Raw genomic sequence first — 15776 nt, 5'->3', positions numbered from 1 at the left:
CGTCCGAAACCTTATACAGCCATCAGGTCTGCTTCTTTTGCCTTGGTTGCAGCATCGATATCCGCCTCAGCCTTGTCGGTCAGCTTCTGGATATCGGCAGCGGCACGACGCTCTTCGTCTTCACTGATTTCCTTATCCTTGACCAGCTTTTTCAGGTCACCCAGCGCATCGCGGCGAATGTTACGCACGGCAACGCGCGCATCTTCAGCAGCACTACGCGCCTGCTTGGTGAAGCCCTTACGGGTCTCCTCGGTCAGGGCCGGCATGGAGATAAGCAGCATCTCACCGAGGTTGGTCGGATTGAGGTTCAGACCCGCGCTCTGGATGGCTTTATCTACGGCTGCCAGCATGTTGCGCTCGAAAGCCACAACCTGCAGAGTCCGGGAGTCTTTCACAGTGACGTTGGCCACACCGCTCAACGGGGTGTCGGCGCCATAGTAAGGCACCATCACGCTACCCAGGATACTCGGGTGGGCCTTGCCGGTACGAATCTGGCCAAAGGCATGGCTCAGGGATTCGAGCGATTTCTGCATGCGCGCCTGAGCATCTTTCTTGATTTCGTTGATCATTGTTGAACTTCCTCGATCAGGGTTCCTTCAGCGCCGCCGTGAACAATATTGAGCAGGGCGCCGGGTTTGTTCATGTTGAAAACACGCAATGGCATCTTGTGGTCGCGGCACAGGCAGATGGCTGTGAGATCCATGACACCCAGTTTGCGATCCAGCACTTCATCGTAAGAAAGATGATCGAACTTCTCGGCATTGGGGTCTTTGAACGGATCAGCGGTGTAGACGCCATCAACCTTGGTTGCCTTGAGCACCACGTCGGCGTCGATTTCGATGGCTCGAAGACAAGCGGCCGAGTCTGTCGTGAAGAACGGATTACCCGTACCTGCTGCGAAGATCACCACTTCCTTGGAGCTCAGGTGACGCATCGCCTTGCGACGATCGTAATGATCGGTCACACCCACCATCGAAATGGCGGACATCACGATAGCCGTAATGTTAGCGCGCTCCAGGGCGTCACGCATGGCCAATGCATTCATCACAGTGGCCAGCATGCCCATGTGATCACCTGTGACCCGATCCATACCGGCAGCACTCAGAGCGGCGCCGCGGAACAGGTTGCCACCACCGATGACCAGCCCGACCTGAACGCCAATGCCGACCAGCTGGCCGACTTCCAGCGCCATGCGATCCAGCACCTTGGGGTCGATGCCGAACTCTTCGGAGCCCATCAGGGCCTCGCCGCTAAGCTTGAGTAGAATGCGTTTATAGCGAGCCTGATAACCACTGCCCTGCTGAGCCATTGCGAATCTCTCCTGCGGCGTTTTCTGAAAAAAAATCTGTGCGGGCTTTATACAGCCTGCGTTTACTCTAGCTTGACGCTCCGTGAGCATCGGGAGAATGCGGCCTTATGAGCTCATTCTCCAAGGAAAAAATTCCTTGCTTCTTTCGACAAAGAGGCCGCACGCGTGAGCGGGCAGCCTCTTTGGGGCGACAGTATGGAAAACCGTCTTACTTCTTGCTTGCCGCTACTTGAGCAGCGACTTCTTCAGCGAAGTTGTCGACTGGCTTCTCGATGCCGTCGCCCACTTTGTAGTAGGTGAAGGAAACGATTTCAGCACCGGCTTTCTTGGCCAGATCACCAACCTTGATTTCCGGGTTCTTGACGAACGCCTGCTCGACCAGACTGGCTTCGGCCAGGAACTTGCTGATACGGCCGCTTACCATCTTCTCGGCGATCTCGGCAGGCTTGCCTTTCAGCTTGTCTTCGTTCAGTTGCAGGAAGACGTTCTTCTCGCGTTCGATCGCTTCTGGCGAAACGTCGGATGGCAGCAGGAACTCAGGGTTGCTGGCAGCCACGTGCATCGCGATGTCTTTGGCCAGCTCAGCGTCGCCGCCTTTCAGGACAACCACAACACCGATCTTGTTGCCGTGCAGGTAAGCATTGACCACGTCGCCTTCGATGCGGGCAAGGCGGCGAATGTTGACGTTCTCGCCAACCTTGGCAACCAGAGCGGTACGCTCGACTTCCTGAGCTTCGATCAGCGGAGCTGCGTCGGTCAGTTTGTCAGCGAATGCTTTTTCGATGCTGCTGGTCACGAAGTTCTTGAAGTCGTCCTGCAGAGCCAGGAAGTCGGTCTGCGAGTTGACTTCGATGATGACAGCGGACTTGTTGTCGTCAGCAACCTTGACGGCGATAGCGCCTTCAGCAGCAACGTTGCCTGCTTTCTTGGCGGCCTTGATAGCGCCGGAAGCACGCATGTCGTCGATTGCCTTTTCGATGTCGCCGCCAGCCTTGGTCAAGGCCTTTTTGCAATCCATCATGCCTTCGCCGGTACGCTCGCGCAGTTCTTTGACCAACGCTGCAGTAATCTCTGCCATTTCAAAATCCTCTTGGATAGGTCTTCAACCATTCCACCCGACTAGACGGGCGTGCAATTCTTGAAAATTCAGGGTGGCAGCGACACATGACACTAAAGCCATGCTCGCTCGCCCACAAATCATTTCATAGGTGGCAAAAAGGGGGCTAAGCCCCCTTTTCGCGTACTGAGTAAACGCCAGGCGTTTTTACTCAGCCTTCTACCGCTGCTGCAGCTGGAGCTTCTTCGACGAATACGTCGGTGCCGCCAGCAACATTGTTACGACCACGGATAACAGCGTCAGCCATCGAACCCATGTACAGCTGGATGGCGCGAATGGCGTCATCGTTGCCTGGGATGATGTAGTCAACGCCTTCCGGGCTGCTGTTGGTATCGACGACGCCGATGACCGGGATGCCCAGCTTGTTGGCTTCGGTGATCGCGATGCGCTCGTGATCAACGTCGATAACGAACAGTGCGTCCGGCAGACCGCCCATGTCCTTGATACCACCCAGGCTGCGATCCAGTTTTTCCAGATCACGGGTACGCATCAGGGCTTCTTTCTTGGTCAGCTTGGCGAAAGTACCGTCTTCTGCCTGTACTTCCAGCTCGCGCAGACGCTTGATCGACTGACGGATGGTCTTGAAGTTGGTCAGCATGCCGCCCAACCAGCGATGGTCGACGTACGGCGAACCGCAACGTGCTGCTTCTTCAGCAACGATCTTGCCAGCGGAACGCTTGGTGCCGACGAACAGAATCTTGTTTTTGCCCGAAGCCAGGCGCTCAACGAAAGTCAGAGCTTCGTTGAACATTGGCAGGGTTTTTTCAAGGTTGATGATGTGAATCTTGTTACGCGCGCCGAAAATGTACTTACCCATTTTCGGATTCCAGTAACGGGTTTGGTGACCGAAGTGCACACCGGCCTTCAGCATATCGCGCATATTGACTTGGGACATGATAGTTCCTTGATAAGTCGGGTTAGGCCTCCACGTATCCCAATGACCAACCAGCGGCATGAGCCAAGGGCACCCAGGTCATCGTGTCGACACGTGTGTGGGTTTGAGCTTCCAGGACGGACCTTGGAAAGCGGCGCATTTTATATCACAAAAGGAAAGAGAACGGAACTCCAATCAAGTGCTTGTTTCGCCACGCCTTTGCCCTTCTCCTGCGTGCATATAAAGGAAGCGATGATCACCCGCTGCGCAACGGTCTGGTAGAATTGCGCCTTTGCGCACAAAACGCGCACACGACATGCCGAGAGCCCCTGTATGCCTATCACCCTCAAAACCCCCGAAGACATCGAAAAGATGCGCATTGCCGGCCGTCTGGCCGCCGAAGTCCTCGAAATGATCGGCCCTCACGTCAAACCTGGCGTGACCACCGAAGAGCTGGACCGCATCTGTCATGACTACATCGTCAACGAACAGCAGGCCATACCCGCTCCGCTGAACTACAAAGGCTTTCCCAAATCGATCTGCACCTCGATCAATCAGGTCGTCTGCCATGGCATTCCGGGTGAAAAGCAGCTCAAGAATGGCGACACGCTGAACATCGACGTCACCGTTATCAAGGACGGCTATCACGGCGACACCAGTAAGATGTTCCATGTGGGCAAAGTGCCGGTGTGGGCCGAACGCCTCTCTCAGGTCACTCAAGAGTGCCTGTACAAGGCCATCGAGATCGTGCGTCCCGGTACCAAACTCGGCGATATCGGCGCAGTCATCCAGAAACACGCTGAAAAGAACGGCTTTTCGGTGGTTCGCGAATTCTGCGGACATGGCATCGGCAAGGTGTTTCATGAAGAGCCACAGGTCATGCACTTCGGCGAAGCCGGTACCGGCATCGAGCTGCTCGAAGGCATGACCTTCACCATCGAGCCGATGATCAACCAGGGCAAGGCTGAAACAAAAATCCTCGGCGATGGCTGGACGGCGATAACCAAGGACCGCAAGCTCTCGGCGCAATGGGAACATACGATTCTGGTCACCGCTGACGGCTACGAGATCTTCACCCTGCGCAGCGACGACACCATCGCACACAAATCGCCCTGATCAGCGCGATTCAGGCTGCTTGCCCGACAGAACATTCGTACAGCACGACATGAGGAAAGCCGTTCCATGCCGCAGGTAGATCCCGATTTGTTCGACCGTGGCCAGTTCCAGGCCGAACTGGCCCTGAAGTCCAGCCCGATCGGCGCCTTCAAGAAAGCCATCCGCAACGCGCGCGAGGTCCTGGACGAGCGCTTTCGGTCAGGCCGTGACATCCGCCGACTGATCGAGGATCGTGCCTGGTTCGTCGATAACATCCTGTGCCAGGCATGGGATCAGTTCGACTGGAGCGAAGACGCCGATATCGCACTGCTGGCGGTCGGCGGCTATGGCCGTGGCGAACTGCACCCCTACTCGGACATTGATCTGCTGATCCTGCTGGACAGTGCCGACCACGAAATCTTTCGCGAGCCTATCGAACGCTTTCTGACCCTGCTGTGGGACATCGGCCTGGAAGTCGGCCAGAGCGTGCGCTCGGTGGACGAATGCGCCCAGGAAGGCCTTGCCGACCTCACCGTCATCACCAACCTGATGGAAAGCCGCACCATTGCGGGCCCCGAGCACCTGCGCCAGCGCATGCTGGAAGTGACCAGCCCGCGCCATATGTGGCCGAGCAAGGACTTCTTCCTGGCCAAGCGCGCCGAACAGAAAAACCGCCACCACAAGTACAACGATACCGAGTACAACCTGGAGCCGAACGTAAAAGGCTCACCTGGTGGGCTTCGCGACATCCAGACCATTCTCTGGGTGGCACGCCGCCAATACGGCACCCTGAACCTGCACGCCCTTGCCGGTGAGGGTTTTCTGCTGGAAAGCGAAAACAATCTTCTGGCCTCCTCCCAGGACTTCCTGTGGAAGGTCCGCTATGCGCTGCACATGCTGGCGGGGCGCTCCGAAGACCGCTTGCTGTTCGATTATCAGGGCAGCATTGCCGGCTTGCTGGGGTATCAGGACAGCGATGCCAAGCTCGCCATAGAACGCTTCATGCAGAAGTATTACCGCGTGGTCATGAGCATCGCCGAACTCAGCGACCTGATCATCCAGCACTTCGAAGAAGTCATTCTGTCGGACGATGACAGCGGCACTCCCCAGCCGCTCAACTCGCGCTTCCAGCTGCATGACGGTTATATAGAGGCGACCCATCCGAACGTCTTCAAGCGCACCCCGTTCGCCATGATCGAGATATTCGTGCTGATGGCCCAGCACCCGGAAATCAAGGGCGTACGCGCTGACACCATCCGGCTGCTGCGCGAACACCGGCACCTGATCAACGACGATTTCCGTAACGATATTCGCAACACCAGCCTGTTCATCGAGCTGTTCAAGTGTGAAATCGGCATTCATCGCAATCTGCGCCGCATGAACCGCTACGGCATTCTGGGCCTGTACCTGCCGGAGTTCGGCCACATTGTCGGCCAGATGCAGCATGACCTGTTCCACATCTATACGGTCGATGCGCACACGCTGAACCTGATCAAGCACCTGCGCAAACTGCAGTACACCGAGGTGTCGGAGAAATTCCCGCTGGCCAGCAAGATCATGGGGCGCCTGCCGAAGCCGGAACTCATCTACCTCGCCGGCCTGTATCACGACATCGGCAAGGGCCGTGGCGGTGATCACTCCGAGCTGGGCGCGGTCGACGCCGAAGCCTTCGGCACGCGTCACCACCTGCCGGCCTGGGACACCCGACTGATCGTCTGGCTGGTGAGCCATCACCTGGTCATGTCCACCACCGCTCAGCGCAAGGACCTTTCCGACCCGCAGGTCATCCATGACTTCGCCCAATTCGTGGGCGATGAAGTACACCTGGATTATCTGTACGTGCTGACGGTTGCCGACATCAACGCCACCAACCCCACGCTCTGGAATTCCTGGCGCGCCAGCCTGCTGCGTCAGCTGTACACCGAGACCAAACGCGCCCTGCGTCGAGGCCTCGAGAACCCGGTGGATCGCGAAGAGCAGATCCGGCGTACGCAAATCGCGGCGCTGGACATATTGGTGCGCAACGGCACCGATCCCGACGACGTCGAGCAGCTCTGGTCCGCCCTGGGCGATGATTACTTCCTGCGCCACACCGCCGGCGACGTGGCCTGGCACAGCGATGCGATCCTGCAGCAACCCGCCGATGGTGGTCCGCTGGTCCTGATCAAGGAAACCACGCAGCGAGAATTCGAAGGCGGCACGCAGATCTTCATTTATGCGCCGGACCAGCATGACTTCTTCGCGGTGACCGTGGCGGCAATGGACCAGTTGAACCTGAACATTCACGATGCCCGGATCATCACCTCCAGCAGCAAGTTCACACTCGACACCTACATTGTGCTCGACAACGAAGGGGGATCGATCGGCGACAACCCGGCGCGCGTGGAGGAGATCCGCGAAGGCCTGACCGAGGCGCTGCGCAACCCGGACGACTACCCGACGATCATCAAACGACGCGTGCCAAGGCAGCTCAAGCATTTTGCCTTCGCCCCGCAGGTCACGATTCACAACGATGCGCAGCGGCCGGTCACGGTGCTGGAACTGCTCGCGCCGGATCGACCCGGTCTGCTGGCACGCATCGGCAAGATTTTCCTGGAGTTCGACCTGTCATTGCAGAATGCCAAAATTGCGACGCTGGGCGAGCGAGTGGAAGACGTGTTCTTTATTACCGACGCCGACAATCACCCCTTGTCAGACCCGCAACTGTGCAGCCGATTGCAGGAGGCGATCATCAAGCAACTGAGCGTCAACTCGCAGCCAGGCGGCGATTTGCGCATCAGTATTTAACCTTCGACGCAGTCCTTGAGAGCCTTTGACTCATGAACAACGCCATGCAACTGCTTCAGCCCTATCCGTTCGAAAAGCTGCGCGCCCTGCTCGGCAGCGTGACGCCCAACCCGGAAAAACGCCCGGTCGCGCTGTCCATTGGCGAGCCGAAGCATCGCTCACCCGACTTCGTTGCCAAAGCGCTGGCCGACAACCTGGACCAGATGGCGGTCTACCCGACCACGCTGGGCATTCCCGCGCTGCGCGAAGCCATTGCAGGCTGGTGTACGCGCAGATTCGAGCTGCCCGAAGGCTGGATGGACCCGGCGCGCAATGTGCTGCCGGTCAATGGCACGCGTGAGGCGCTGTTTGCATTCACTCAGACCGTCGTCAATCGCAGCGATGACGGCCTGGTCGTCAGCCCGAATCCGTTCTACCAGATCTATGAGGGTGCTGCCTTTCTGGCAGGTGCGCAGCCGCATTACCTGCCTTGCCTGAGCGAAAACGGTTTCAACCCTGATTTCGATGCGGTGACGCCGAACATCTGGAAACGCTGTCAGATTCTGTTCCTGTGCTCGCCAGGCAATCCGACCGGCGCGCTGATCCCTGTCGAAACCCTGAAGAAGCTCATCGCCCTGGCTGACGAGTACGACTTCGTGATTGCCGCTGACGAATGCTACAGCGAGCTGTATTTCGACGAGCAGACGCCGCCACCGGGCCTTCTCAGCGCCTGCGTCGAGCTGGGTCGCCAGGATTTCAAGCGCTGCGTGGTGTTCCATAGCCTGTCCAAACGCTCCAACCTGCCGGGCCTGCGCTCAGGCTTCGTGGCAGGCGACGCGGACATTCTCAAAGCGTTTTTGCTGTATCGCACCTACCACGGCTGCGCCATGCCCGTTCAAACCCAACTGGCCAGCATCGCCGCCTGGAATGATGAGGAACACGTGCGCGCCAATCGCGACCTGTATCGCGAGAAGTTCGACGCGGTGCTGGATATCCTGGCTCCGGTGCTGGATGTTCAACGCCCGGACGGTGGTTTCTATTTGTGGCCGCATGTGGGGACCGACGACGCGGCCTTCTGCCGTGACCTGTTTGTCGATCAGCATGTGACGGTCGTTCCGGGATCTTATCTGTCCCGGGACGTCGACGGCTTCAACCCGGGCGCTGGCCGAGTGCGCTTGGCACTCGTCGCACCGCTGGCTGAATGCATTGAGGCCGCTGAAAGGATTCGTGCCTTCGTCAGCAAGTAAACCGGGCGCCCCCGCTGCGCGCGATGTGTGGCGGGGATTCTGACGGCATACACCTTATTGTCAGGACCCGCTGCGCAGGTGCTGCGGCACGACGCGGCCATGACAGGTGTTACACAGCAAGGGCGCGGCACGCATTGAGGCTCGCAACGTGCCGCACCCTCGACTGGCGAAACGTCTATTGCCTTGTTCTCAGTTTCTCACCCACCCAACCGACAGCCCAGCCAACGGGATCGTGCGATTGCATCGGCAACAGCGGCTTTCCTTCGCGCGCGGCCATTCTTCCTTCCGCCTCCGCCTCGCTGTGAATCCAGAGTGTGTTTTGCTTGAAACCTTCAGCGCGTTGACGTTCCCTGTAGTAGCGTTGCCGGACAAGCGCTTCTTGACGCTTTTTTTCTTGTTCAGACATAACGCACCAACCTTGAAGTGGAGCGTTATCATTGCCCGCGACGAGTGGCCGCTCAAGGTTGCAAGAATGAAACTTTCTTAATCATAGTTATAGTGATTATCTAATTCGCACTGTACGCAATGCCAACGTGCGCAAAGCGCTGAATGCGCCGACGTGGCATAATCACCGGCTAATTTTCACGGGAGGCGGTAGGGAACATCCGACAACGACAAGCTCCCTATAAAAATCAATGACTTACAATCTATTCGGCATTAAAGCCTGCGACACCATGAAAAAAGCGCGCACCTGGCTCGACGAACATTCCGTCAGCTACGACTTTCATGACTACAAAACGCAAGGCATCGACCGTGAGCACCTCACCCAGTGGTGCAACGAGCACGGCTGGGAAGTCGTGCTGAATCGTGCGGGCACCACCTTTCGCAAGCTCGACGATGCGCAGAAGGCCGATATCGATCAGGCCAGGGCCATCGAACTGATGCTCGCGCAGCCGTCCATGATCAAGCGCCCTGTGCTCGATCTCGGCAACAAGACCCTGATTGGCTTCAAACCCGACCTGTATGCAGCGGCCTTTCAGTAAGCCGGGACGCTACTGATAGCCCTTAGATAAGTTACGAGGTATTCCATGTCCACTACCCTGTTCAGCCTGGCCTTCGGCGTTGGCACTCAAAACCGCGAAGGCGCATGGCTGGAAGTGTTCTATGCCCAGCCGTTGATCAATCCGTCGGCAGAGCTGATCGCCGCCATCGCACCAGCGCTGGGCTACACCGGCGGCAATCAGGCCATTACGTTCAATGTCGATCAGTCGTACAAACTGGCCGACGCCGTCAAATCGGTCGACGCTACACAGGCTGCGCTGCTCAACCGTCTGGCCGAGAGCCACAAGCCGCTGGTTGCCACACTGCTGGCCGAAGATGCGCCGCTGACCTCGACACCTGAGGCTTACCTCAAGCTACACCTGCTGTCGCATCGTCTGGTCAAGCCGCACGGCCTGAACCTGACCGGCATCTTCCCGTTGCTGCCGAACGTGGCCTGGACCAGCCAGGGCGCTGTGGACCTGAGCGAGCTGGCCGAGCGCCAACTGGAAGCGCGCCTGAAGGGCGAGCTGCTGGAAGTGTTCTCGGTGGACAAGTTCCCGAAAATGACCGACTACGTGGTGCCGAGCGGCGTGCGTATCGCTGACGCCACACGTGTACGTCTTGGCGCTTACATCGGCGAAGGCACCACGGTGATGCATGAAGGCTTCGTCAACTTCAATGCCGGTACCCAGGGTCCGGGCATGATCGAAGGTCGCGTATCGGCTGGCGTGTTCGTCGGCAAGGGTTCGGACCTGGGGGGCGGTTGCTCGACGATGGGCACGCTGTCGGGTGGCGGCAATATTGTCATCAAGGTCGGCGAAGGTTGCCTGATCGGTGCCAACGCCGGTATCGGCATTCCTCTGGGTGATCGCAACACCGTGGAATCGGGCCTGTATGTGACGGCTGGCACCAAGGTGGCATTGCTCGATGAGAACAACGAGCTGGTCAAGATCGTCAAGGCTCGCGAGCTGGCCGGTCAGGACGATCTGCTGTTCCGTCGCAACTCGCAGACCGGCGCAGTGGAATGCAAGACCCATAAGTCGGCCATCGAGCTGAACGAAGCACTGCACGCTCACAACTGATGCCGTGGCCGGGTTCAGGGTCTCAGGCCCTGAACCCGCTTCAACAAGCTGGAACGACCATGCCCCTCCTTTCTCCCTGGCGCGCTGACTTTCCTGCCATCGCCGCCTTGCAACGGCAAGGCCAGATCTATCTGGACAACGCCGCCACCACGCAAAAACCCCAGGCATTGATCGATGCCCTGACTCATTACTACGCAAACGGTGCCGCCAATGTGCATCGCGCGCAGCATCTGCCCGGCGCACATGCCACCCAGGCGTTCGAGAACAGTCGCAGCAAGGCTGCCCACTGGCTCAATGCAGGTGACTCGGGACAGATCATTTTCACCCACGGTGCGACCTCGGCTCTGAACCTGCTGGCCTACGGTCTGGCGCACGAGTTCACGGCAGGCGATGAAATCGTCATCAGCGCGCTGGAACACCATGCCAATCTTTTGCCCTGGCAACAGTTGGCGCAGCGCCTGGACCTCAAGCTGGTCATTCTGCCACTCGACACCCACGGCGTGATTGACTGCACGGCAGCGGCCCATCTGATCGGGTCCCGTACCCGATTGCTGGCGGTCAGCCAGCTCTCCAACGTCCTCGGTACAGTGCAACCCCTGTCGCGCCTTATCGCGCTGGCCAAGGCACAGGGCGCACTGACAGTTGTGGACGGTTCGCAAGGCGTGGTCCATGGCCGCCATGACGTTCAGGCGCTGGGCTGCGACTTCTACGTGTTCTCAAGTCACAAGCTGTATGGCCCTGAAGGGCTCGGCGTGCTGTTCGGCCGCAACGACGCGCTGCCCAGCCTGACCCACTGGCAGTACGGTGGCGAGATGGTCTTGACCGCCGATTACCATCATTCGACGTTTCGCCCTGCACCATTGGGCTTCGAGGCCGGTACACCGCCCATCGCCAGCGTGATCGGCCTGGGCGCAACACTGGATTACCTGGACAGCCTCGACCACCAGTCGGTAGCCGAACATGAGTTCAAGCTGCATCGCCGATTGCTGGAAGGCCTGCAGCAACGTGACGGCATTCAGGTGCTGGGCTCACCGGATCTGGCGCTGGTCAGCTTCGTGGTGGAAGGCGTGCACAACGCTGACCTTGCGCATTTGCTGACCGAACAGGGTATTGCCGTGCGCGCCGGTCATCACTGCGCAATGCCATTGCTCAAGAGCCTCGGCCTCCCCGGTGCCATCCGGGCTTCGCTGGCGCTGTATAACGATTCGGATGACCTGCTGCAATTCTTCAGCGCGCTGGATCAGGCCCTGGACATGCTCAGATGAGCCTTCCCTTGCTCGCCCAAACGGCGCTCGACACGTTCAACCAGCAACAAGGCTGGGAACAGCGCGCGCGCCTGCTGATGCAATGGGGCGACAGACTGCCGGCATTGGGCGATGACGAAAAGTCGGATGAGCATCTGGTGCACGGCTGTGAAAGCAAGGTCTGGCTGACAGGCACTGTGACCGCAGGTCACTGGCAGTTCCGCGCCAGCAGCGATGCTCGCTTGATACGCGGGCTGGTCGCCCTGTTACTGGCGAGGGTAAACGGCCTCTCAGCCGAGGCATTGCAGGGTGTGGATTTGCCGGACTGGTTCAGCCAACTGGGCTTGAGTCGCCAGCTGTCACCCTCGCGCAGCAATGGCCTGAACGCTGTGCTGGAGAAAATGAGAGCGCTGACTCAGGCATGACCGGAAACTGCAGCAGCAGGTTTGACGCGCTCCGAGGGACGGCGCGTGCCAGCAACCAGCTTGTCCACGGCACGCGTGGCGGCAATCATGCCAAACGATGCGGTCACCATCATCACCGCACCAAACCCGCCCGCGCAGTCCAGCTTGACCCCGTCGCCGACAAATTTCTTTTCCAGACAGATGCTGCCATCCGGTTTCGGATAACGCAGTTGCTCGGTCGAGAACACGCAAGGCACGCTGTAGTGGCGGTTCGGGGTCCGTGAAAAGCCATAGTCGCGACGCAGGGTCGAACGCACCTTGGAGGCCAGCGGGTCGTTGAAGGTGCGGTTGAGGTCGGCGATCTGAATCAGCATGGGATCAATCTGCCCACCCGCGCCACCGGTGGTGACCATCTGGATCTTGCGACGTTTGCACCACGAGATAAGCGCTGCCTTGGCGTTGACGCTGTCGATGCAGTCGATCACGAAGTCCAGTTCCGGCGTAATGCACTCGGCCATGGTGTCTCGGGTCACGAAATCAGCCACTGCGTGCACCACGCAATCAGGGTTGATAGCCCGAATACGCTCGGCCATCACCTCGACTTTCGCACGACCCACCGTGCTGTCCAGCGCATGCAACTGACGGTTGGTATTGCTCACGCAGACGTCGTCCATGTCGAACAACGAAATTTCACCCACGCCGCTGCGCGCCAGCGCCTCCGCCGCCCAGGATCCCACGCCGCCGATACCGACCACCGCCACATGCGCGGCACGCAGGCGCTCCAGCCCCTCGATGCCGTACAAACGGGCAATGCCTGCGAAACGTGGATCTTCTGCGCTCATGATCAATACCTCAAAAACCGGCGCGCATTATAGGGGTTTGAATGCGTTGCGACACCCCTTGTGCTCTGCACCGATGCAACCTTGCGTGCCCGCTCACGACAGCCGGCGGTTTGCAAAAAAAGCTAAGAACCGGTGTTCTTGTTGCCAAACTTTCTAACCGTATAAAACGGCGCTACGCCTACACCGCTACAGTTAATTAAAGGAGCTACACCGTCACCTCAACACAGACAGGACTGCATGGATAGCAATTGGCGTGTTCATAAAAAAGGCTTGGCAGAACGGTTCTCGACAGCAGATTTGCTCAAAAGGAAAACCCAGGAAGCACCCGACTGGCCTGAGACCATCTCGGGCTTTTCGTACTCGCCCTTTCGACCGGGGCAGGAGCCTGGCAAGCGAATCTATCCGTCACGGGCCCAGATCGAAGAAGACCTGGCACTTATAAGACCCTTCACCCGAAGCATCAGGATCTACTCGGTACAGGGCTCTCTGGCCTGCATTCCTGAAGTGGCGCTTGGACTGGGCATGACCGTCACCCTCGGCGTATGGATTTCTCAGGACGAGAAGCAAAACGATGCGGAGCTGAGTGTCGCGATAGACCTGTGCAACCGTCACGCCAACATCAATCGACTGTTGATCGGTAACGAGGCGCTCTATCGCGGTGATATCACGCTTGCTCGACTGCTGGACTTGATGGACTTCGCACGGCAACAGGTCGGCATTCCGGTCGCGACGTCTGAAGTGTGGACCCTATGGGTCGAGGTCCCCGAGCTGGCGCAGCATGCGGACTGCGTCGCGGCTCACATACTGCCCTTCTGGGAAGCCATTTCACCGGAACAGGCGGTCTCGGACGTCCTGGACCGGGCAGCGCAATTAACCCGGATGTTCCCCGACAAACCGGTCCTGCTTTCCGAAATCGGCTGGCCCGCCAGAGGGAGTGCAGCCAGAAGACTTTTCTCCTCTCCAGCCACTCAAACCCTTTACCTGCGCAATCAACTGCACCTGCTGAATCGGCAGGGCTACGACTACTTCATGATTGAGGCCTTCGATCAGGACTGGAAGATTGATGAAGGGCCGCCAGGTCCCCATTGGGGCTTCTTCAATGCCCGGCGCCAACCCAAAATGCAACTCGCAGGGCCGGTGCTTATGCCCGTGCAGTGGCAGGACCAATACAGACGCATGATCACGCGCCTGCGACCCGAATCACGCACCAGTGCGACGGCGATCATTGCCTTGGCTTACTGCCTGCTGATATCCGCAGGCCTGGCGGCAAGCGGGTCGCTGTCCCTGTGGCTTGCGCTGCCCCTCAGCCTGATCTGGGCGTGCTCACTGTTGACCAATGTGGCGATAGAGGCTCATGAGTTTCTGGAAGCATGCTGGGGAACCGAACATCCCCGATTCTTTCTTCCCAAGCGTCTTGAAGAAAGCTATGTGCCCAGGATCTCGGTACACATTCCCTGCTACAACGAACCGCCGGACATGGTCATTCTGACGCTTAATGCGTTAGATCGTCTGGTTTACCCGAACTTCGAAGTACTCGTTATCGATAACAACACTCACGACCCGGAGGTCTGGAAACCGGTCGAACAGCGCTGCCGTGAGCTGGGCAATCATTTCAGATTTTTTCACGTCGATCCGTTATCCGGCTTCAAGGCCGGAGCGTTGAATTACCTGATCGACCGTACCGCAGCAGACGCCGAAATAGTGGCAGTGATCGACGCGGACTACTGCGTCAATCATCTGTGGCTCAGGCACATGGTGCCGCATTTTGCAGACCCGCAAATCGGCGTGATTCAATCGCCGCAGGATTATCGTGATGGCAACGAGAGCCTGTTCAAGCGTTGCTGCGAGGCTGAGTACCGCGGCTTCTTCAATATCGGGATGGTCATACGTAATGACCATGACGCCATTATTCAACACGGCACGATGACGATGACGATGATCAGGCGCACGGTCCTGCAGAGATTGCGTTGGGCACAGTGGTCAATCTGTGAAGATGCCGAACTGGGTTTGAGGGTGCTGAAAAATGACTTTTCGACCGGCTACAGCCCGATCAGCTATGGCAAGGGACTGACTCCTGACTCGTTTACAGACTTCAAGAAACAGCGTCATCGCTGGGCGTATGGCGCGGTGCAGATTCTCAAGCGACATTCAGCAAGCCTGTTCATGGGCAGAACCGCCTCGCTCAGTGCGATACAGCGTTATCATTTTTTAGCGGGCTGGGTGCCGTGGGCAGCAGAAGGTGTCAACTACCTGATGACGCTCATCGTTCTGCTGTGGACGGCAGCGATGATCCTTGCCCCCCATGTCTTTGGACCCGTGCCCTGGATCTTCTCAACCTCTTTGCTGCTGATGTTCGTGTTGCGAACCCTGAAGGTTGCCGTTCTTTACGGACGATTGATCAGCAGAGGTGTGCACGATGCCCTGGCGGCGATCCTTGCAGGCATGGCGCTCTACCCCACCATTGGCAAAGCCGTGATCTCAGGGGTATTCACTTCGCAACTGCCCTTTTTTCGCACACCTAAACGGACCAGCGGCAGCCACCTTGGACAGGCGCTGTCCGAAGCCGGTACCGAACTATGGATCTTGCTGCTGCTCTGGCTGGCGGCTGTCGGGCTGTGCTTCAGCGACGTGTCAGGCGGTATCGACCTGGGGCTCTGGATCGCAATGCTGTTGGTGAAATCCTTGCCCTATCTGGCTGCGGTCATCATGGCGGCATTGTCTGTTCAGGCGGGTCGAGCATCTCGTATGACAACGTGACAGATCCGGCAGGCAAGATAAACCACGGTCTACGGCCGTCGTTTTGCTATAAGATAAC

Annotated in this window: 14 protein-coding genes; 8 read left to right on the top strand and 6 right to left on the bottom strand. The window is 58.3% G+C overall.

Features of this window, described 5'->3' with window-relative positions; all coding sequences use genetic code 11:
- Positions 1 to 11: 11 nt before the first annotated feature.
- The 4 genes from frr to rpsB form a co-directional block, all read right to left on the bottom strand.
- A complete protein-coding gene (gene frr / locus BUB69_RS07455) occupies positions 12 to 569 on the bottom strand; it encodes a ribosome recycling factor (RefSeq protein WP_073164004.1) in 558 nt (185 codons plus the stop codon).
- Positions 566 to 1309: a UMP kinase gene (pyrH, locus tag BUB69_RS07450; RefSeq protein ID WP_073164001.1), complete on the bottom strand. Its 744-nt coding sequence runs from the start codon at positions 1307 to 1309 to the stop codon at positions 566 to 568. Before pyrH ends, frr begins: the two co-directional genes overlap by 4 nt.
- A gap of 208 nt (positions 1310 to 1517) precedes the next feature.
- On the bottom strand, positions 1518 to 2387 hold the full coding sequence (gene tsf, locus BUB69_RS07445) for a translation elongation factor Ts (RefSeq protein ID WP_024686171.1): 870 nt from the start codon (positions 2385 to 2387) through the stop codon (positions 1518 to 1520).
- 190 nt (positions 2388 to 2577) lie between these two features.
- Complete coding sequence (rpsB, locus tag BUB69_RS07440; protein ID WP_005615972.1) at positions 2578 to 3321, bottom strand: 30S ribosomal protein S2; 744 nt, start codon at positions 3319 to 3321, stop codon at positions 2578 to 2580.
- A gap of 312 nt (positions 3322 to 3633) precedes the next feature.
- Between rpsB and map the strand changes: the two genes are divergently transcribed.
- From map to dapC, 3 genes are all read left to right on the top strand, one after another.
- Positions 3634 to 4416, top strand: a complete 783-nt coding sequence (gene map, locus BUB69_RS07435; RefSeq protein WP_073163996.1) for a type I methionyl aminopeptidase — start codon at positions 3634 to 3636, stop codon at positions 4414 to 4416.
- A gap of 66 nt (positions 4417 to 4482) precedes the next feature.
- Complete coding sequence (locus BUB69_RS07430; protein ID WP_073163993.1) at positions 4483 to 7182, top strand: [protein-PII] uridylyltransferase; 2700 nt, start codon at positions 4483 to 4485, stop codon at positions 7180 to 7182.
- A gap of 32 nt (positions 7183 to 7214) precedes the next feature.
- A complete protein-coding gene (dapC, locus tag BUB69_RS07425) occupies positions 7215 to 8408 on the top strand; it encodes a succinyldiaminopimelate transaminase (RefSeq protein WP_073163990.1) in 1194 nt (397 codons plus the stop codon).
- Between the two features lie 175 nt (positions 8409 to 8583).
- Here dapC and BUB69_RS07420 read toward each other — a convergent pair whose 3' ends face one another.
- Complete coding sequence (locus BUB69_RS07420; protein ID WP_073163987.1) at positions 8584 to 8814, bottom strand: hypothetical protein; 231 nt, start codon at positions 8812 to 8814, stop codon at positions 8584 to 8586.
- A gap of 229 nt (positions 8815 to 9043) precedes the next feature.
- On the opposite strand from BUB69_RS07420, the gene BUB69_RS07415 reads away from it, so the two are divergent.
- Genes BUB69_RS07415 through BUB69_RS07400 form a run of 4 tightly spaced genes read left to right on the top strand, consistent with a single transcriptional unit; the run spans position 9044 to position 12140 of the window.
- On the top strand, positions 9044 to 9391 hold the full coding sequence (locus BUB69_RS07415) for an ArsC family reductase (RefSeq protein WP_073163983.1): 348 nt from the start codon (positions 9044 to 9046) through the stop codon (positions 9389 to 9391).
- A 45-nt stretch (positions 9392 to 9436) separates the two neighbouring features.
- Positions 9437 to 10471, top strand: a complete 1035-nt coding sequence (gene dapD / locus BUB69_RS07410; protein WP_073163980.1) for a 2,3,4,5-tetrahydropyridine-2,6-dicarboxylate N-succinyltransferase — start codon at positions 9437 to 9439, stop codon at positions 10469 to 10471.
- A 59-nt stretch (positions 10472 to 10530) separates the two neighbouring features.
- The gene (locus BUB69_RS07405) at positions 10531 to 11736 is read left to right on the top strand and encodes an aminotransferase class V-fold PLP-dependent enzyme (protein WP_073163977.1); all 1206 of its coding nucleotides are present in this window, start codon (positions 10531 to 10533) and stop codon (positions 11734 to 11736) included.
- Complete coding sequence (locus BUB69_RS07400; RefSeq protein ID WP_073163974.1) at positions 11733 to 12140, top strand: SufE family protein; 408 nt, start codon at positions 11733 to 11735, stop codon at positions 12138 to 12140. The genes BUB69_RS07405 and BUB69_RS07400 overlap by 4 nt, the downstream gene beginning before the upstream one ends.
- On the opposite strand, the gene tcdA is transcribed toward BUB69_RS07400, so the two are convergent.
- Positions 12131 to 12961 (bottom strand): tRNA cyclic N6-threonylcarbamoyladenosine(37) synthase TcdA, encoded by an 831-nt coding sequence (gene tcdA, locus BUB69_RS07395; RefSeq protein WP_073163970.1) that lies wholly within the window; start codon positions 12959 to 12961, stop codon positions 12131 to 12133. The genes BUB69_RS07400 and tcdA overlap by 10 nt on opposite strands.
- 237 nt (positions 12962 to 13198) lie before the next feature.
- Here tcdA and BUB69_RS07390 point away from each other — a divergent pair, with 237 nt between their 5' ends.
- Positions 13199 to 15718 carry a glycosyltransferase family 2 protein gene (locus BUB69_RS07390; protein ID WP_073163967.1) on the top strand — a complete coding sequence of 840 codons (2520 nt, stop codon included), beginning with the start codon at positions 13199 to 13201 and terminating at the stop codon, positions 15716 to 15718.
- Positions 15719 to 15776 lie beyond the last annotated feature (58 nt).

Origin of the sequence: Pseudomonas asturiensis, from assembly GCF_900143095.1 — a bacterium.
Lineage (GTDB): Bacteria > Pseudomonadota > Gammaproteobacteria > Pseudomonadales > Pseudomonadaceae > Aquipseudomonas > Aquipseudomonas asturiensis.
This window is presented reverse-complemented; position numbering and strand designations above follow the sequence as displayed.

Excerpts from the sequence above, each read along its gene's own strand:
- map (WP_073163996.1), top strand. The coding sequence starts at position 3,634 with ATGCCTATCACCCTCAAAACCCCCGAAGACATCGAAAAGATGCGCATT.
- tcdA (WP_073163970.1), bottom strand. The coding sequence starts at position 12,961 with ATGAGCGCAGAAGATCCACGTTTCGCAGGCATTGCCCGTTTGTACGGC.
- BUB69_RS07415 (WP_073163983.1), top strand. The coding sequence starts at position 9,044 with ATGACTTACAATCTATTCGGCATTAAAGCCTGCGACACCATGAAAAAA.
- dapD (WP_073163980.1), top strand. The coding sequence starts at position 9,437 with ATGTCCACTACCCTGTTCAGCCTGGCCTTCGGCGTTGGCACTCAAAAC.
- BUB69_RS07420 (WP_073163987.1), bottom strand. The coding sequence starts at position 8,814 with ATGTCTGAACAAGAAAAAAAGCGTCAAGAAGCGCTTGTCCGGCAACGC.
- rpsB (WP_005615972.1), bottom strand. The coding sequence starts at position 3,321 with ATGTCCCAAGTCAATATGCGCGATATGCTGAAGGCCGGTGTGCACTTC.
- BUB69_RS07430 (WP_073163993.1), top strand. The coding sequence starts at position 4,483 with ATGCCGCAGGTAGATCCCGATTTGTTCGACCGTGGCCAGTTCCAGGCC.
- dapC (WP_073163990.1), top strand. The coding sequence starts at position 7,215 with ATGAACAACGCCATGCAACTGCTTCAGCCCTATCCGTTCGAAAAGCTG.
- pyrH (WP_073164001.1), bottom strand. The coding sequence starts at position 1,309 with ATGGCTCAGCAGGGCAGTGGTTATCAGGCTCGCTATAAACGCATTCTA.
- BUB69_RS07405 (WP_073163977.1), top strand. The coding sequence starts at position 10,531 with ATGCCCCTCCTTTCTCCCTGGCGCGCTGACTTTCCTGCCATCGCCGCC.
- frr (WP_073164004.1), bottom strand. The coding sequence starts at position 569 with ATGATCAACGAAATCAAGAAAGATGCTCAGGCGCGCATGCAGAAATCG.
- BUB69_RS07400 (WP_073163974.1), top strand. The coding sequence starts at position 11,733 with ATGAGCCTTCCCTTGCTCGCCCAAACGGCGCTCGACACGTTCAACCAG.
- BUB69_RS07390 (WP_073163967.1), top strand. The coding sequence starts at position 13,199 with ATGGATAGCAATTGGCGTGTTCATAAAAAAGGCTTGGCAGAACGGTTC.
- tsf (WP_024686171.1), bottom strand. The coding sequence starts at position 2,387 with ATGGCAGAGATTACTGCAGCGTTGGTCAAAGAACTGCGCGAGCGTACC.